The organism is Pseudomonas sp. KK18 (assembly GCF_037094675.1).
Lineage (GTDB): Bacteria > Pseudomonadota > Gammaproteobacteria > Pseudomonadales > Pseudomonadaceae > Aquipseudomonas.
This window is the reverse complement of sequence record NZ_CP146605.1, coordinates 5,301,149-5,318,912: the sequence shown is the minus strand read 5'-3', so window position 1 is coordinate 5,318,912 and position 17,764 is coordinate 5,301,149. Positions and strand designations below refer to the sequence as shown.

Genomic DNA, 17,764 nt, shown 5'->3' with positions numbered 1-17,764 from the left:
GCCTGCTAAACACAGGAGATCCACTGTGGGAGCGGGCTTGCTCGCGAATGGGGGCCGACATTCAGCATTGATGTCGACTGATCCACCGCTTTCGCGAGCAAGCCCGCTCCCACATTGGGTGCTGTGTTTGTTCAGTTAGATCGCGTTGTGGCTTTTGAGCCAACCCAAACCCGCTTCGGTGGTGGTCAACGGCTTGTACTCACAGCCGACCCAACCCTGATAACCGATGCGGTCCAAATGTTCGAACAGGAAGCGGTAGTTGATCTCACCGGTCCCCGGCTCGTTGCGCCCCGGGTTGTCCGCCAGCTGGATGTGGTTGATCTCACCCAGGTGCGCAGCCATGGTGCGGGCCAGGTCGCCTTCCATGATTTGCATGTGATAGATGTCGTATTGCAGGAACAGGTTGGCACTGCCCACCTGCTCGCGAATCGACAGGGCCTGCGCCGTGTTGTTCAGGTAGAAACCCGGGATGTCGCGGGTGTTGATCATCTCCATCACAAGCTTGATGCCCACCGCCTGCAACTTGTCGGCGGCGTACTTGAGGTTGGCGACGAAGGTTTTTTCAAGCGTCGCGTCATCCACGCCGGCCGGGCGAATCCCCGCCAGGCAGTTGACCTGGGTATTGCCCAGTACCTGGGCGTAGGCGATGGCCAGGTTGACCCCGGCACGGAACTCCTCGACCCGGTCCGGGTGGCAGGCCAGGCCGCGTTCGCCCTTGGCCCAGTCACCGGCCGGCAGGTTGAACAGCACTTGGGTCAGGCCGTGGGCATCGAGTTGCGCCTTGATTTCAGCTGAGCTGAATTCGTAGGGAAACAGGTATTCCACACCACTGAACCCCGCATCGGCGGCGGCTTTGAAACGGGCAAGAAAGTCCTGTTCGGTAAACAGCATGGACAGGTTGGCGGCAAAACGCGGCATGGGGTTCTCCTTAATCGAGCAGTGAAATGGCAGTCGGCGCGTCGTTGCCCACCAGTGCCAGATCTTCGAATTCGTTGACGGCGTTGATCTCGGTGCCCATGGAAATATTGGTCACCCGTTCCAGAATAATCTCAACGATCACCGGAACCTTGAATTCTTCGATCATTTCCTGGGCCTTGCGCAGTGCCGGCTGGATCTGGCCCGGCTCGAACACCCGCAGGGCCTTGCAACCCAGGCCTTCGGCGACGGCCACGTGGTCGACGCCGTAACCGTTGAGTTCCGGTGCGTTGAGGTTGTCGAAGGACAGCTGCACGCAGTAGTCCATTTCAAACCCGCGCTGGGCCTGGCGGATCAGCCCCAGGTAGGAGTTGTTCACCACCACGTGGATGTACGGCAGCTTGAACTGTGCGCCCACGGCCAGCTCTTCGATCATGAACTGGAAGTCATAGTCACCGGACAGTGCCACGACGTTGCGGGTCGGGTCCGCCTTGACCACACCCAGTGCCGCCGGAATGGTCCAGCCGAGCGGGCCGGCCTGGCCGCAGTTGATCCAGTGGCGTGGTTTGTAGACGTGCAGGAACTGCGCGCCGGCAATCTGCGACAGGCCGATGGTGCTGACGTAGCAGGTGTCTTTGCCGAACACCTGGTTCATCTCTTCGTACACCCGTTGCGGCTTGACCGGCACGTTGTCGAAGTGGGTCTTGCGGTGCAGGGTGGCCTTGCGCTGCTGGCAATCGTGGAGCCAGGCGCTGCGGTCCTTGAGCTTGCCGGCGGCTTTCCACTCGCGGGCCACTTCAATGAACATGGTCAATGCAGAGCCGGCGTCGGAAACGATGCCCAGGTCCGGGGTGAACACGCGGCCGATTTGCGTCGGCTCGATGTCCACGTGAATGAATTTTCGGCCCTCGGTGTACACCTCCACCGAACCGGTGTGACGGTTGGCCCAGCGGTTACCGATGCCCAGCACCACGTCCGATTTCAACATCGTGGCGTTGCCATAACGGTGGGACGTTTGCAGGCCGACCATGCCCACCATCTGCGGGTGATCGTCCGGGATCGTGCCCCAGCCCATCAGGGTCGGGATCACCGGGATGCCGGTCAACTCGGCGAATTCCACCAGCAGTTCGCTGGCGTCGGCGTTGATCACGCCACCACCGCTCACCAGCAACGGGCGCTCGGCCTGGTCCAGCAGGGCCAGGGCTTTTTCCACCTGGATGCGGGTCGCCAAAGGCTTGGCCAGGGGCAGTGGTTGGTAGGCGTCGATGTCAAATTCGATCTCGGCCATTTGTACGTCGAATGGCAGGTCGATCAGCACCGGGCCCGGGCGACCGGAGCGCATTTCATAAAAGGCCTTCTGGAAGGCATACGGCACCTGGCCGGGTTCCAGGACGGTGGTCGCCCACTTGGTCACCGGCTTGACGATGCTGGTGATGTCGACAGCCTGGAAGTCTTCCTTGTGCATGCGTGCCCGTGGCGCCTGGCCGGTGATGCACAGGATCGGGATCGAGTCCGCCGAGGCGCTGTACAGGCCGGTAACCATGTCGGTGCCCGCCGGGCCCGAGGTGCCGATGCACACGCCGATATTGCCGGCCTTGGTGCGGGTGTAGCCCTCGGCCATGTGCGAGGCGCCTTCAACGTGGCGAGCAAGGACGTGATCGATGCCACCGACCTTCTGCAAGGCCGAATACAGCGGGTTGATCGCGGCGCCCGGGATACCGAAGGCGGTGTCGACCCCTTCACGGCGCATCACCAGGACAGCGGCTTCGATTGCTCTCATTTTGCTCATGGTTTTGGTGCCTCTTGCGTTTTGTAATTGTATACAAGTGGTGTTGGTCCGAAGTGTATTCACGGCGAGCGGGGCAGGTCAATCCATTTTCTTGGGTGGCCTTTACGTTCGTCGGAAGGCTTATGGACGGGAATATTTCGACGTGTGGTGCGTATGATTCGAAATATTGTATACAAAAAATAAATCTATTGTGTTCTATTTGTTTGATCGAGCTTCTGATCAGACAGAGCCCCACGGCTTTCCCATAACAAGATAAGGACGGCACCCATGAGCGCTTTAACCTTGAAAGTCGCAGTCAACCTGGCCAGCCACGCCATCGCGGCAGGCCGCACCATTTCGGCGGCACCGCTGACCGTTGCGGTACTCGACAGCGGCGGGCATTTGATAACGTTGCAGCGCGAGGATGGCGCGAGCCTGCTGCGCCCGCAGATCGCGATTGGCAAGGCCTGGGGTGCGATAGCCCTGGGCAAGGGCTCGCGCTTGCTGGCGCTGGACGCACAGCAACGGCCGGCGTTTATTGCCGCGCTGAACAGCCTGGGGCAGGGCAGCGTGGTGCCGGCACCGGGCGGGGTGTTGATCCGGGATCAGGCGGGTGTGGTGCTGGGCGCGATCGGGATCAGCGGGGATACGTCTGATATTGACGAGCAGTGTGCGATCAGTGCGATCGAGGGGTTGGGGTTGTTGGCGGATGCGGGGGTTACTGCTTGATGTGAGGTGACTGGTCGGGCCTCTTCGCGGGCTTGCTCGCGAAAGGGGCGACTCGGTCCCGGACCTAAACCCAAACCGCATCCCACAGCGGATAGTCGCCAATCCGCTCCACCAACCCTGCTCTTAATGGGTTGGCCACGACATACCGAGCCATCTTCACCAAGTCATCGTCCTTGCGCAGCGCACGATCATGAAAGCTGGTTTGCCATAGCCGCCCTTTGCGGCCCGTTGCGCCATTAACGGTTCGAGTGCTTTTGGACTTCACCTGGCACATCAGGTCTCCCAATGAGCCTTTTTGCAGCTCAATCAACCAGTGAAAGTGGTCGGGCATGACCACCCAGGCCAGGGACTTCGCCAACCCTTGGTATTGGGCGAGCCGGAATTGCCAGACCACCAGCCGATCCAGGTAAAAGTCACTGAAGATTGGCACACGTTCGTGGGTATTGGTGGTGATCAGGTAAATACGGTTGGATTCGCTGAATCGCCCGATGCGCAGGCGATGTGAAGCAGCTGGATCAGGCATTCCTTTGCCTCTCTTCAGGTGGGGTTCTGAGAGGCTAGATCGGGGAATCTGGAGATGATGGTTTGGCTTTGTGCAGGATGTGTCTGGGAGGGCGCTTTCGCGAGCAAGCCCGCTCCCACATTGGATCTGCGGCGTTTAAACAATTTATGTCTGGCACAAATTCAAATGTGGGAGCGGGCTTGCTCGCGAATCTTGAAGACGCTGCGGTCTATCAGTCCCGCTCACACCCCTTAAGCACCAACCGAATAATCGTCTGCGCCGCCGCCTCATAATCCGCTTCATCCAACTTCGCCTTGCCGGTCACCGCTGAAATCTGCCAGTCAAAATCCGCATACGTCTGCGTCGCCGCCCAAATGCTGAACATCAGGTGATGCGGATCAATCGGCGCAATCAGCCCACGGTCCACCCAGCTCTGGATGCAGTCGATGTTGTGCTTGGCCTGGGCATTGAGCTGTTCCACCTGCTCGGGGCTCAAATGCGGGGCGCCGTGCATGATCTCACTGGCAAACACTTTCGAGGCAAACGGCAAATCCCGGGAGATGCAGATCTTCGAGCGGATGTACCCGCTCAGCACGGCCGAAGGGTCGCCATCAGGATTGAACGGTGTGGAGGCCGCCAGGATCGGCTCGATAATGCTTTCGAGCACCTCGCGATAGAGGTTGTCCTTGGACTTGAAGTAGTAGTAGACGTTGGGCTTGGTCGCGGCGAAGCCCTTGTCGGCAAACTCCTCACTGGCAGCCCGCAGGATCAGTTCTTTGTTGCGCTCGCGAATGGTGCTCATAGACCAGGAGGTTCCTTGCCAAGACAGGCGGTCTGGCATGGTAGCACCGGCTTTGCGCAGGGCTCAAGAATCCCGCCGCAGCCCTTGCATGGCGGGGCGCCCAGCTGACTTTGTCTGTCTTGATGCTGAACGCATTCACGGTCGTACAGGCACAGCTCGAGCGCGCTGCTAGAGTTCAGGCAGCGAGCGGCCATTTAGCCTGGCCGCCCCTTCCTGTTTTCGGCGTTCGAGAGAGAAACCCGTGGAGAAAAGCAGACGACGTACGTTCGCCTGGGCCGTTGGCACGTTGTTACTGGTAGCGTTGTTGATTGCCCTGGGTTTGCACTTCTTTGCAGGCGGGCACAAAGGCCGGCCTCCCGCCACCGGCGAACCGGTAGCCGTGGTGCCGGTGGTGTTGCAGGACGTGCCGGTGTATATCGACGCCCTCGGCACCGTCACCCCCACCCGCAGTGTGACCGTGGTCACCCAGGTCGATGGCATCCTCAGCAGCGTGGAATTCAAGGAAGGCCAGCACGTCAGCAAGGGCCAGGTGATTGCGCGGATCGATGACCGTGCTCTCAAGGCCCAGCTGGCCGTGGCCAAGGGTACCCTGGCCCACGACCAGGCTGTGTTGAGCAATGCCCAGCGCGATCTGGTGCGCTACCGCGAACTGGTCAAGGCCGGTTCTACCAGCCAGCAAACCGTCGACACCCAGGCGTCCTTGGTCCAGCAACAACTGGGCACCGTGGCCGCCGACCAGGGCAATGTGCAGAACCTTGAAGTGCAGGTCGGCTACTGCACCATCACTTCGCCGGTCGACGGTGTGGTGGGCCTGCGCCTGGTCGACCCCGGCAATTACGTCACCACCACCAGCACCACCGGCATCGTGGTGATTACCCAGATGAACCCGGCCACCGTGGTGTTCGCGGTCCCCGAGGACGACTTGGGCGCTATCAACCAGGCCCTGGGCCGTGGCGTCGTGACGGTGCTGGCCTACGACCGCAACAAGAAAGCCCTGCTGGCCACCGGCAGCCTGTTGGCCCTGGACAACCAGGTAGACACCTCCACCGGCACCATCAAGGTCAAGGCGCAGTTCGATGATTCGGGCAGTGCGCTGTTCCCCAACCAGTTCGTCAATGCGCGCCTGAAGGCCGACACCCTGGCCCAGGTTGCCGTGGTGCCCACCCGGGCGATCCAGCATGGCAGCAAGGGCGATTTTGTGTTCGTGGTGAATGGCGACAAGGCCAGCCTGCGCAACATCAAGACCGGCCCATCGATGGGCGATGTGTCGGCGGTGCTCGAGAACGGCGTCAAGCCAGGCGAGCAGGTGATCACCGAAGGCGCCGACAAACTGGATGACGGTTCGGCCGTGAAGGTCGTCGCCCAGTGAGGAGCTGCCGAGCATGAACATTTCGCGGCCCTTTATCGAACGTCCCGTCGCCACCACCTTGATGATGGTCGCGGTGCTGTTGCTGGGCATGTTGGGGTATCACCTGTTGTCGGTGTCGGCGTTGCCTGAAGTCGACTACCCGACCATCCAGGTCTTCACCCAATACCCCGGCGCCAGCCCGGACGTGGTCAGCTCCTCGATCACCGCGCCGCTGGAGCGCCAGCTCGGCGAGATGCCGGGCCTCAAGTCCATGAACTCCACCAGCTCCGACGGCGCTTCGGTGGTGACCCTGCAATTTGACCTGTCGCTGTCCCTGGACGTGGCAGAGCAGGAAGTGCAGGCCGCGATCAACGCCGCCGGCACCTTCCTGCCGGCCAACCTGCCGTACCCGCCGGTGTACAGCAAGGTCAATCCGGCGGATGCGCCGGTGCTGACCCTGTCCCTGACCTCCGATGTGTTGCCGCTGACCAAGGTCGAGGACCTGGCGGATACACGGCTGGCGCAGAAGATCTCGCAGATCACTGGCGTCGGCCTGGTGACCATCAGCGGCGGCCAACGCCCGGCGGTGCGGGTCGAGGCGAATACCTCGGCGCTCAATAGCCTCGGCCTGTCCATTGATGACCTGCGCACCTCCCTCGGCACGGCCAACGTCAACCAGGCCAAGGGCAATATCGACGGCAAGTTCCAGGCGTATTCGATTGGTGCCAACGACCAGCTGCAATCGGCCGAGGAATACCGCGACCTGGTGATCGCCTATAAAAATGGCGCGCCGATTCGCCTGTCGCAGATCGCCAGTTCCACCCAGGGCCCGGAGAACCCGCGCCAGGCTGCGTGGACCAACAGCACGCCGTCGATTGTGCTGAACATTCAGCGCCAGCCAGGCGCCAACGTGATTCAGGTGGTCGACCGCGTGCAGCAATTGCTGCCCAAGCTGCGGGCCAGTTTGCCGGGTACCTTGAAGGTCGATGTGCTGACCGACCGCACGCAAACCATCCGCGCCTCGGTCACCGATGTGCAGTACGAACTGGCGGTGGCGGTGCTGCTGGTGGTGATCGTGATTTTCATTTTCCTGCGCGACGTTGCGGCGACGGTTATTCCGGCAGTCACCGTGCCGCTGACGCTGGTGGGCACCCTGGCGGTGGCTTATGCGCTGGGCTTCTCCCTGAACAACCTGACACTGATGGCGCTGACTATCGCCATCGGATTCGTGGTGGACGACGCCATCGTGATGATCGAAAACATCACGCGCTATATCGAGGCGGGCGACTCGCCGCTGGAGGCGGCGCTCAAGGGGTCGGAGCAAATCGGCTTCACGATTATTTCGCTGTCGATTGCGCTGATTGCAGTGATGATCCCGCTGCTGTTCATGGGCGATGTGGTCGGCCGGCTGTTCCGCGAATTCGCCATGACCGTGGCCGTGACCATCGTTATCTCGGCGTTCATCTCCCTGACGCTCACGCCGATGATGTGCGCGCGGATGCTCAAGAATAAGCACCAGGAACGCCGCGCGGATTTCTTCGACCGCATCAACACCCACTACGTGCGTGGCCTTGACTGGGTGTTGGCGCACCGCACCTTGACCCTGATCTCGATAGCGCTCACCGCCGCGCTGACCCTGATGATTCTGGTGATCATGCCCAAGGGCTTTTTCCCCGACCAGGACACCGGGCTGATCCAGGGTATTTCCCAGGCGGCGCCGACGGTTTCGTTCCAGCAGATGCAGACCGAACAACAGCGCCTGGCCGCGCGAATCCTCAAGGACCCGGCGGTGCAAAGCCTGTCGTCCTTCGTCGGTATCGACCAGACCAACCCGACCATCAACCAGGGCAACCTGCTGATCAACCTCAAGCCCCGCGGCGAGCGCGACAGTGCCACCGAGGTGATCCGCCGGCTCTCCGATGCCAACGCCGACGACGCCGGGATCCGCCTGTACCTGCACTCGGTACAGGACCTGACCCTCGACGCCACGGTGTCCACCACCAGCTACCGGCTGGGCCTGCAAGCCACCGATCCGGACGAGTTGGAGCAGTGGACCAACAAGCTGCTGGCGGCGATCAAGCAAGACCCGATGTTCACCGACGTGCAAAGCCAGGCGATGCAATTCGGCAATCAGATCCAGCTGACCTTTGACCGCGCCACCGCCTCGCGCCTGGGTATCACGCCCCAGGCGATTGACGACGTGCTGTATGACGCCTTCGGCCAGCGCCAGGTCTCGACGATCTACACCCAGCTCAACCAGTACCACGTGGTGATCGCCACCGACCATCCGCCGCGCAACTTGCCGGACCTGCTCACCGGGTTGTACGTGGACATTCCCGGTGGCGGTGTGGCGCCGCTGTCGAGCATGGCGACCATGCAGGTGGTGCGTACGCCCGTGACCATCAACCGCCTGGGTCAGTTTCCGTATGCCGACGTGTCGTTCAACCTTGCTCCGGGCCAGACCCTTGGCACGGCAGTGACGCGGCTCAAGGACATCGAGGCCAAGGTCGGCTTGCCGCTGTCGGTGCAGGCCAACCTGGAAGGCGCGGCGGCGACGTTCGAACAGTCGCTGTCCAACCAGGTATTCCTGGTGGTGGCGGCGATTGTGGTGGTGTACCTGATGCTGGGGATTCTGTACGAAAGCTTCGTGCACCCGGTGACGATCCTTTCGACGCTGCTCTCGGCAGCGCTCGGGGCCTTGCTGGCACTGCTGGTGACCGGCACACAGTTCGACATTATCGGATTGATCGGCATTGTGCTGCTGATCGGCATCGTGATGAAAAACGGCATCATGATGGTCGACTTTGCCCTGGAGTTGTTACGCGAGGGCGGCCTGAGCCCCACGGCCGCGATCCGCCAGGCGGCAGAGTTGCGGTTCCGGCCGATCCTGATGACCAGCATGGCGTCGCTGTTCGGCGCGGTGCCGCTGGCGCTCGGTACGGGGATTGGTTCGGAGCTGCGTCACCCGCTGGGCATCGCGATTATCGGCGGGTTGTTGCTCAGTCAGTTGCTGACGCTGTTTTCCACGCCGGTGATCTTCCTCGCCATGCACGGCCTGGGGCAGCGCTTCAGCCGCCGCCCGGCTGAAGCGGTCTGATGGCAATGAACCTCAGCGCGCCGTTTGTTCGCCGCCCGATTGCAACCACCTTGATGGCGGCCGGCCTCGCGCTGTTTGGCGCGCTGGCCTTCATGCTGTTGCCGGTGGCGCCGTTGCCGGAGGTGGATTTCCCGACGATCAGCGTCAGCGCCTCGTTGCCCGGCGCCGATCCGACCACCGTCGCCAGTTCAGTGGCCACGCCCCTGGAGCGCCAGTTCGGGCAGATCGCCGGGGTCACGCAGATGACCTCATCCAGCAGCTTGGGCTCGGCGCGGATCATTTTGCAGTTCGACCTGAATCGCGACATCGACGGCGCCGCGCGGGATGTGCAGGCGGCGATTAATGCCGCCCGCAGCAACCTGCCCAGCGACCTGTCCGGCAACCCGACGTACCGCAAGGTCAACCCGGCGGATTCGCCGATTCTGATCATCAGCCTGACCTCCGACAGCGCCACGCCGGGGCAGATGTATGACGTGGCCTCGACCCTGCTGGAGCAGAAGTTGTTGCAGACCACCGGGGTCGGTGACGTGACGGTGGGCGGCGGCGCGCTGCCGGCGGTGCGGGTGGAATTGAACCCCGATCGGCTCAACCAGTACGGCGTCAGCCTGGAGCAGGTGCGCCAGGTGATCAACGCCTCCAACGTCAACTTGCCCAAGGGCAACGTGGCCATCGGCGACCGTAACTACGGCATTGCGGCGAATGACCAGTTGCTCGATGAAAAGGACTACGGGCCGCTGGTGGTCAAGGCCCACAACGGCGACCTGATCCATATCGCCGACCTGGGCTACGTGCGCGAAGACGTGCAGGACCTGCGCAACTTCGGCCTGTCCAACGGCAAGCCGGCGGTATTGCTGGTGGTGTTCAAGCAGCCGGGGGCCAATGTGATCGAGACGGTGGACGCGGTGAAGGCCTCGCTGCCGTTCCTGCAAAGCTCGATTCCGGCGACGATCAAGCTCAACCTGCTGATGGACCGCACCACCACTATTCGCGCCTCGTTGCATGACGTCGAGATCACGTTGCTGGTGTCGATCCTGCTAGTGACCCTGGTGACCTTCGGCTTCTTCCGCGACTGGCGCAGCACCCTGGTGCCGGCGATTGTGGTGCCGCTGTCGCTGCTCGGCACCTTCGGCGCGATGTACTTCCTCGGCTACAGCCTGAACAACCTGTCACTCATGGCGCTGACGATTTCCACCGGCTTTGTGGTGGACGATGCGATTGTGGTGGTGGAAAACATCATGCGCCACCTGGAGCGCGGCAAGACCCGGGTGGAAGCGGCGCTGGCCGGTGCCCAGGAAGTCGGCTTCACGGTACTGACCATCAGCGTGTCGCTGGTGGCGGTGTTTATTCCGCTGCTGCTGATGGGCGGGATTGTCGGGCGCCTGTTCCGCGAGTTTTCGGTGTCGTTGTCGGTGGCCATTGTGATCTCGATGCTGATCTCGCTGACGGTTACACCGATGCTCGCCAGCGTGCTGCTGCGTGCGCCGAAAGCGATTCATGAAGGCAATGAACACCCGGACTCGCGCTTTCACCGCTTCTACGATCGCACCCTCGGTTGGGTGATCGACCATACGGTGCTGATGGGTTTTGTGACGGTGTTGGTGATCGTGCTCGCCGGCGTGTTGTACGTGCTGGTGCCCAAGGGTTTTTTCCCCCAGGAAGACACCGGGCGCTTGCAGGGCAGCATCCTGGCGAACCAGAGCATTTCCTATGGGGCGATGCAGAAGGACTTCACCGAGATCAACCGCAAGGTGATGAAAAACCCGAACATCGAAACCGTCGCCGGGTTTGTCGGCGGTGGCGGAGGGGGCGGCGGGGCGGTCAACAGCGCGCAGATGTTTGTATTGCTCAAGCCCTTGGGCGAGCGCAAGGACAACGCCACCGAAATCATCGGCCAGATCCGCCGCAGCCTCGGCGACTTGCCGGGCACCAAGCTGTATTTGCAGTCGGCCCAGGACATCACCGTGGGTGGCCGGCAAAGTGGCGCGCAATACCAATACACCCTGACCGCCGATGACCAGGAGTCGCTGGACGAATGGGTGCCCAAGGTGGTGGCGGTGCTGCGCAAATTGCCGCAACTCACCGACCTCAATACCGACCAGCAAGACAACAGCTTGCTGGCCAATGTGCAAATCAACCGGGACACGGCGGCGCGCCTCGGGGTGAGTGTCTCGGCGGTCGACCAGACGCTGTACGACGCCTTTGGCCAGCGCCAGGTCGCGACTCTGTATCGCGCGGCCAACCAGTACCACGTGGTGATGGAAATCGCGCCGGAATACTGGACCGACCCTTCCGCGCTCAAGGGCATTTATGTGCCGACGGGCACCCAGGCCACGACCACCAAGGGCACCACGGCGGCGCCCAACCTGACCACCGGGCAGACCCTGGTGCCACTCTCGGCACTGGCGGATAACACGGTGGCGCGCACTGCAATTTCCATCAGTCACCAGGGCACGTTCCCGGCGGTGACAGTCTCGTTCAACCTGGCGCCCGGCACGTCCATCGGCCAGGCCACGGCGATGGTGGACGATGCGGTGAAGCAACTGCGCATGCCCGCCAGTGTGGTCGGCCAGTTTGCCGGTACGGCCCAGGTGTTCCAGTCGTCGGTGGCCAGTGAGCCGCTGCTGATCGTCGCTGCGTTGCTGTGCGTGTATATCGTGCTGGGCATCCTCTACGAAAACCTGACGCACCCGCTGACCATTCTTTCGACCCTGCCCTCGGCCGGCGTCGGTGCGTTGATCGCCTTGCTGCTGACCGGCACCGAGCTGTCGATCATTGCGCTGGTGGGGGTGATTCTGTTGATTGGTATCGTGAAGAAAAACGCGATCATGATGATCGACTTCGCGATCACCGAGCGGCGGGAGTTCGGCCTCACGGCCAAGGAAGCGATTCGCCGAGCGTGCCTGATCCGTTTCCGGCCGATCATGATGACCACCCTGGCGGCGATCCTTGGCGCGCTGCCGCTGGTGCTCGGCACCGGTTATGGCTCTGAGTTGCGCCGGCCGTTGGGGATTTCGATTATTGGTGGCCTGCTGTTCAGCCAGGTGCTGACGCTGTACACCACCCCGGTGATCTACCTGTGGCTCGACCGGGCGTCACAGCGCCTGGGTCGGCGTAAGGAAGCAAGGTTATGAACGTGAAATACAGCGTGCTTTGCATCAGCCTGCTGCTCGGCGGCTGCATGGTCGGGCCCGATTACCAGAAGCCCGCTATGGAGCTGCCGCAGTCGTTCAAGGAAGGCGCGCAGTGGCAGCGCGCGGCGGCTAACCCCCAAGGGGCGATGGACAGTCAGTGGTGGCTGGCTTATCAGGATCCGGTACTGAACGATTTGGTGGCGCGCTCGGCCAAGGCCAACCAGTCGATCATCGCGGCGGAGGCCGCGTACCGTTTGGCTCAGGCGCAGGTGGCGTCCAGCCGGGCCGGTTTGTGGCCGACGGTGGGCGTGGGGTTGTCGGGTTCGCGGGGAACGGCGGGCAGCGGCAGCGGTACGTCGACTACCGGCACCACGACGGGCGGCGTCGCGAACAGCGTCAGCGCAACCTTGACCGCCAGTTGGGAGCCGGACCTGTGGGGCCTGGTGCGGCGCGGGATAGAGTCCAGCCAGGCGACGGCCCAGCAATCGGATGCGTTGCTGGCCGGGGTGCGGCTGTCCATCAGTTCCAGCGTGGCGAGTAACTACCTCGCCCTGCGGCAGATGGACATCGACGTGCGCCTGTTGCAGCAACAACAGAAGATCAACCAGCAACTGCTGGACATGATCCAGGTGCAGTTCACCCAGGGCGTCGCCACCAACGACCAGTTGCTGGTGGCCCAGGACCAGTTGACCACCTCGATTGCCGACTTGCAGACCTCCCTGCGCGACCGCGAGCAATACGAACACGCGCTGGCCGTGCTGGTGGGCGTGGCGCCGAGTGAATTCAGCGTGGCGGTGCGCAATGACTACAGCTTCGTGGTCCCGCGGCCACCGTTGACCTTGCCGTCGACCCTGCTGCAACGGCGTCCCGATGTGGTGGCGGCGGAGCGCTCGGCAGCGGCGGCCAACGCGAAAATCGGCGTGGCTGAAGCCGCATTCTTCCCGACCCTGGATCTTACTGCCGAGGCCGGTTACCGCGGCAGTGCGTTGGGCGGGTTGTTCTCCCTGCCCAATCGCATCTGGACGTTGGGCCCGGCGCTGGCGGAAACCCTGTTTGACGGCGGCGCCCGCGAAGCGGCGGTCAAGCAGGCCGAGGCCAGCTATGACCAGATCGCCGCGACCTACAAGGGCACCGTGCTCAGCGCCTTGCAGAACGTTGAAGACAACCTGTCGGCAATCAACCACCTGCAAACCCAGGCCGATGCGTTCCAGCAGGTGTACCAGCGTAATCAGCAACTGTTCGGCAGCCAGGAAGCACAGTTGCGCGCCGGCACCGTGAGCCAGGAGGCCGTGCTGACCCAGCAACTGGTGTTGCTGCAAGCCGAGCAGAATCTTCGCGACACCCAGGGCCAGCTCAGCCAGGGCAGTGTGGCGCTGATCCAGAGCCTTGGCGGTGGCTGGCAAACGCCTGCGCGCTGAACGGCTCGCTAACCCGGTGTGCGCCGCGTTATTCTCGGCGCACTTTGAATCACGGGAAGCCTGAGCCATGGCAGGAAGCAGTTTGCTGGTATTGATCGACGACATCGCCGCGGTGCTCGATGATGTGGCGTTGATGACCAAGATGGCCGCGAAGAAAACCGCCGGCGTGCTGGGGGACGACCTGGCGCTGAATGCCCAGCAAGTCTCCGGGGTGCGCGCCGAGCGGGAAATTCCGGTGGTGTGGGCGGTGGCCAAGGGCTCGTTCGTCAACAAGCTGATTTTGGTGCCGGCTGCGTTGCTGATCAGCGCGTTTGCGCCGTGGGCGGTCACGCCGTTGTTGATGCTGGGCGGCGCTTACCTGTGTTTTGAAGGTTTCGAAAAACTCGCCCATAGCTTCTTCCACAAACGCACCGAAGAGCAGGCGCACCTGGTGGAAGCCGTGGCGGATCCGGCCACGGACCTGGTGGCCTTCGAGAAGGACAAGATCAAGGGCGCGATCCGCACCGACTTCATCCTCTCCGCCGAAATCATCGCCATCACCCTCGGTACCGTGGCCGATGCACCGCTGATGCAGCAAGTGATCGTGTTGTCGGGTATCGCCATCGTCATGACCATCGGCGTCTACGGCCTGGTGGCCGGTATCGTCAAACTCGATGACCTGGGCCTGTGGCTCACCCAGAAGCCCGGCCAGGCGGCGCGCAGCATCGGCGGGGCGATCTTGCGGGCGGCGCCGTACATGATGAAAAGCCTGTCGGTGATCGGTACGGCGGCGATGTTCATGGTCGGCGGTGGCATCCTGACCCACGGTGTGCCGGTGGTGCATCACTGGATCGAGACCGTGAGCCAGAGTACTGGCGGCCTGGCGTGGTTGATGCCGACGTTGCTCAATGCAGTGGCGGGGATCATTGCCGGGGCCATGGTGTTGGCGGTGGTCAGCGTGCTGGGTAACCTCTGGAAGCGGGTGAGGGCATAGGCATTTGATCGAGCGACGGCAATTCAGCGGAGGCATGAAAGGCAAGAACCTCCGTTATCTGAATGAAAATCCCGGCGAGGCCCGCCAGACGGTGCGTGCGGGATTTGTGTTGCTCGAACATTTTTCGCTGCCGGCGTTTACCCAGGCGCTGGATACGCTGATCACCGCCAACCTGCTGCGGCCCGCTTCTTTTTCTACCTCGACCTTCGGCTTGCGGGAAGGCGAGGTGATCAGTGACCTGGGGTTGGTGATCCGGCCCGATGCGCGGCTTGAGTCTTCGGTGCTTAAAGAGTTGGACCTGTTGGTGATATGCGGTGGCTATCGCACTGAACTGAAGGCTGCGGAGGAGTTTATCCACCTGCTGAAAAGCGCCTCGGAGCAGGGTGTGAGCCTGGCCGGTTTGTGGAATGGTGCGTGGTTCCTGGGGCGTGCGGGATTGCTGGGCGGCTACCGCTGCGCCGTGCACCCGGAACATCGCCCGGCCCTCGCTGATTTCTGCAAGGCGACGCAGGTCAGCAGCGAACCCTATGTGATTGATCGCGACCGGCTGACGGCATCGAGCCCTTCCGGTGCGTTTCATATGGCGCTGGACTGGATCAAGGGGCTGTACGGCAAAGCGCTTGTGGAGGGGATCGAGGACATCCTGGCGTTTGAGGAGTCGCGCTACCGGCGGGTGAAACCCACGGAAAACGTGTGCTTGAGCGCGCCCCTGCGCGAGGTGGTCAACCTGATGGACGCCAACCTCGAAGAGCCTCTGGAGCTTGAGCAACTGGCCGTTTATGCGGGCCGTTCCCGACGCCAGTTGGAGCGTTTGTTCAAGGAGCAGCTTGGCACCACGCCCCAGCGTTATTATCTGGAACTGCGCATCACCGAGGCCCGTCGGCTGCTGCAACACACCGAGCTGTCCCAGGTGGACGTGCTGGTGGCCTGCGGGTTTGTCTCGCCGAGCCATTTCAGCAAGTGCTACAGCGCCTACTTTGGCTACAGGCCATCCAAGGAAAAGCGCCTGGTCAAATAGCCTGAGATTGGCATTCGCCACGAATATAGATACGATGCTAATCATTAGCTTGCTATCTATATGTAGGTTTAATGAAATCCTCCACCTTCCAGCTCCCTGATTTCTGGCAGGCGACGTTGACCCCGTCCCGTAGCGATCTGCTGTTTGCCTTGCGCAACATGATCGCCGGCGGGGTCGCGTTGTACCTGGCCTTCTGTTTTGAATTGCAGCAACCGCAGTGGGCCCTGACCACCGTATTTATCGTGGGCCAGTCCACCAGCGGCATGGTCCTGGCCAAAGGCGCCTATCGGCTGGTGGGTACGTTTGTCGGGGCCATGGTTTCCATTGCGATGATCGGCGTGTTTGGCCAGGCGCCGTTGTTGTTCCTGCTGTGCATGGCGCTGTGGCTGGCGTTCTGTACCACCGGGGCTTCGTTGCTGCGCAATCACGCGTCCTATGGGTTTGTGCTGGCGGGTTACACCACGGCGATTATTGCGCTGCCCGCTACGGCGGCACCGCTGGGAGTGTTCGATGAGGCGGTGGCGCGCTGTCAGGAGATCAGCCTGGGGATCCTCTGCGCTTCCATCGCCAGTACGATTTTATGGCCACGCCGGGTCGAGCAGGTGCTGGCGGTTCAAGCGCGGGCCGCGTGGCAGGCCGGGGTGCGCGCCGCGGCTTCGGAGCTGTTGGGTAATGATCAACGTAAGGGGTTGCTCGAAGCGTTGAGCCGCCTGGTGGCGGTGGACAGCCAGCGCGACCATGCCTGGTTTGAAGGGCCCAAGGGCCGGCGCCGCTCCCAGGCCTTGCGGGTGCTCAGCCGTGATCTGCTTAGCCTGCTGCGGGCGGCGCGGGGCGTGGCGCGCCAGCGGATGATGCTCGATGAAACGGCGGCGGTCGGGCCACTGATTGAAGCGGTGGCTTCGGCGTTGCAGCAGGAGCGTCTTGATGAACTGCCCGAGTTGTCACAACGGCTTGGCCTGGCGTTGCAGGATCCGCAGCTTGGCCAGGAGGCGCACTTTTGCCTGGTGCAACTGGCGCAGGTGTTGCGCTTGATTGAGCGGGGTGCATTGACGCTGTCGGCGGTCGAGCAGGGCAGGGTGCCGCCCGGCGCACCGGGGGCGATGTCCTGGCACCGGGATATCGAGCAGGGGGTGCTTGGCGGGCTGCGCAGTGCGTTGGCGTTTCTGGCGGTCGCGGCGTTCTGGATCTTTACGGCATGGCCTTCGGGTTTGGGCGCGGTATCGATTTGTGGCGTGGTGTTGAGCCTGTTTGCAGCGCGGGAAAACCCGTCGGCCTCCAGCCTGAATTTCCTCAAGGGCATAGCGCTGTCGATCCCGGTGGCCGGTTTTGTGTGCTTCGTGCTGTTGCCCGGCTTCGATGGCTTTCCCCTGTTATGCCTGGCGTTGGGAGTGCCGCTGTTTTTCGCCTCGTTGTGCATGAGCCGCCTCAAGCTGGCGGCCACGGCCTCGGCGTTCTGCATCTTTTTCGTCAACAACGTCGGGCCCAGCAATGTGATGACCTATGACTTCGCCGCGTTCCTCAACAAGTCCATCGCGACGTTGGTGGGTGTCGGTATTGCCGTGGTGGTGTTTCGGCTGATCCAGCTCAATCCCGGCGAACATCACTATCGGCGGATGTTCAAGGCGTCGCTGTTCGACCTGGCGCAATTGACCTCGCGCCCGCTGGAACAGGCTGAAAGCTGGTTTGGCGGGCGCATGGCGGACCGGCTGATTCGCCTGTCGCGCTACAGCGAAACCTTGCCTGCCGATCGCCGTGTCCACTGGGATAACGGATTGCTGGGGCTGGACCTGGGGGATGAGTTGCTGGAGTTGCGCGCCTGCCTGGCGGACAGCCGGGGTGCGTTGGCGATTGAGCGCGATCGCTATTTGCGGGCATTGGCGTCGGTGTTGGAGGAGGGGGGGCCGAGCGTGGCGAATGAGTCGCTGATGGATGCGGCCAGCGTTGCGATGCTTGAAGCGCTTGAACAGCCTTCGGGATTGGCGGAGCAGGATCGGGAAATGGCCAGGGCGGCCGTGCTGCAACTGCGGTTTACGTGGCGTAAGTGGTGTCGGCGGGGGATGTAG

General features: G+C 62.4%; 12 protein-coding genes. 8 read left to right on the top strand and 4 right to left on the bottom strand.

What is annotated here, in order from left to right:
* Positions 1-135: 135 nt before the first annotated feature.
* Together hyi and gcl are read right to left on the bottom strand one after the other, a co-directional pair.
* Positions 136-918, bottom strand: coding sequence for a hydroxypyruvate isomerase (gene hyi, locus V6607_RS23795; protein ID WP_003210594.1), 783 nt, complete (start codon positions 916-918; stop codon positions 136-138).
* A 10-nt stretch (positions 919-928) separates the two neighbouring features.
* The gene (gene gcl / locus V6607_RS23790; protein WP_003210593.1) at positions 929-2,704 is read right to left on the bottom strand and encodes a glyoxylate carboligase; all 1,776 of its coding nucleotides are present in this window, start codon (positions 2,702-2,704) and stop codon (positions 929-931) included.
* 267 nt (positions 2,705-2,971) lie between these two features.
* Here gcl and V6607_RS23785 point away from each other — a divergent pair, with 267 nt between their 5' ends.
* Entirely contained in the window at positions 2,972-3,412 is a 441-nt protein-coding gene (locus V6607_RS23785; protein WP_003210592.1) for a heme-binding protein, read from the top strand.
* A gap of 64 nt (positions 3,413-3,476) precedes the next feature.
* On the opposite strand, the gene V6607_RS23780 is transcribed toward V6607_RS23785, so the two are convergent.
* Entirely contained in the window at positions 3,477-3,935 is a 459-nt protein-coding gene (locus V6607_RS23780; RefSeq protein ID WP_003210591.1) for a transposase, read from the bottom strand.
* Positions 3,936-4,146: 211 nt separating this feature from the next.
* The gene (locus V6607_RS23775) at positions 4,147-4,716 is read right to left on the bottom strand and encodes a TetR/AcrR family transcriptional regulator (protein WP_338741032.1); all 570 of its coding nucleotides are present in this window, start codon (positions 4,714-4,716) and stop codon (positions 4,147-4,149) included.
* A 241-nt stretch (positions 4,717-4,957) separates the two neighbouring features.
* Between V6607_RS23775 and V6607_RS23770 the strand changes: the two genes are divergently transcribed.
* The 7 genes from V6607_RS23770 (at position 4,958) to V6607_RS23740 (ending at position 17,764) form a co-directional block, all read left to right on the top strand.
* Complete coding sequence (locus tag V6607_RS23770; RefSeq protein WP_134327095.1) at positions 4,958-6,085, top strand: efflux RND transporter periplasmic adaptor subunit; 1,128 nt, start codon at positions 4,958-4,960, stop codon at positions 6,083-6,085.
* 13 nt (positions 6,086-6,098) lie between these two features.
* A complete protein-coding gene (locus tag V6607_RS23765; protein ID WP_134327094.1) occupies positions 6,099-9,161 on the top strand; it encodes an efflux RND transporter permease subunit in 3,063 nt (1,020 codons plus the stop codon).
* Positions 9,161-12,292 (top strand): efflux RND transporter permease subunit, encoded by a 3,132-nt coding sequence (locus V6607_RS23760; protein WP_003210587.1) that lies wholly within the window; start codon positions 9,161-9,163, stop codon positions 12,290-12,292. Before V6607_RS23765 ends, V6607_RS23760 begins: the two co-directional genes overlap by 1 nt.
* Positions 12,289-13,710: an efflux transporter outer membrane subunit gene (locus V6607_RS23755; protein ID WP_134327093.1), complete on the top strand. Its 1,422-nt coding sequence runs from the start codon at positions 12,289-12,291 to the stop codon at positions 13,708-13,710. The genes V6607_RS23760 and V6607_RS23755 overlap by 4 nt, the downstream gene beginning before the upstream one ends.
* Positions 13,711-13,777: 67 nt before the next feature.
* Positions 13,778-14,683, top strand: coding sequence for a DUF808 domain-containing protein (locus tag V6607_RS23750; RefSeq protein WP_134327092.1), 906 nt, complete (start codon positions 13,778-13,780; stop codon positions 14,681-14,683).
* Positions 14,684-14,717: 34 nt separating this feature from the next.
* Complete coding sequence (locus V6607_RS23745) at positions 14,718-15,701, top strand: GlxA family transcriptional regulator (RefSeq protein WP_134327091.1); 984 nt, start codon at positions 14,718-14,720, stop codon at positions 15,699-15,701.
* Positions 15,702-15,772: 71 nt separating this feature from the next.
* Positions 15,773-17,764 carry an FUSC family protein gene (locus tag V6607_RS23740; protein ID WP_134327090.1) on the top strand — a complete coding sequence of 664 codons (1,992 nt, stop codon included), beginning with the start codon at positions 15,773-15,775 and terminating at the stop codon, positions 17,762-17,764.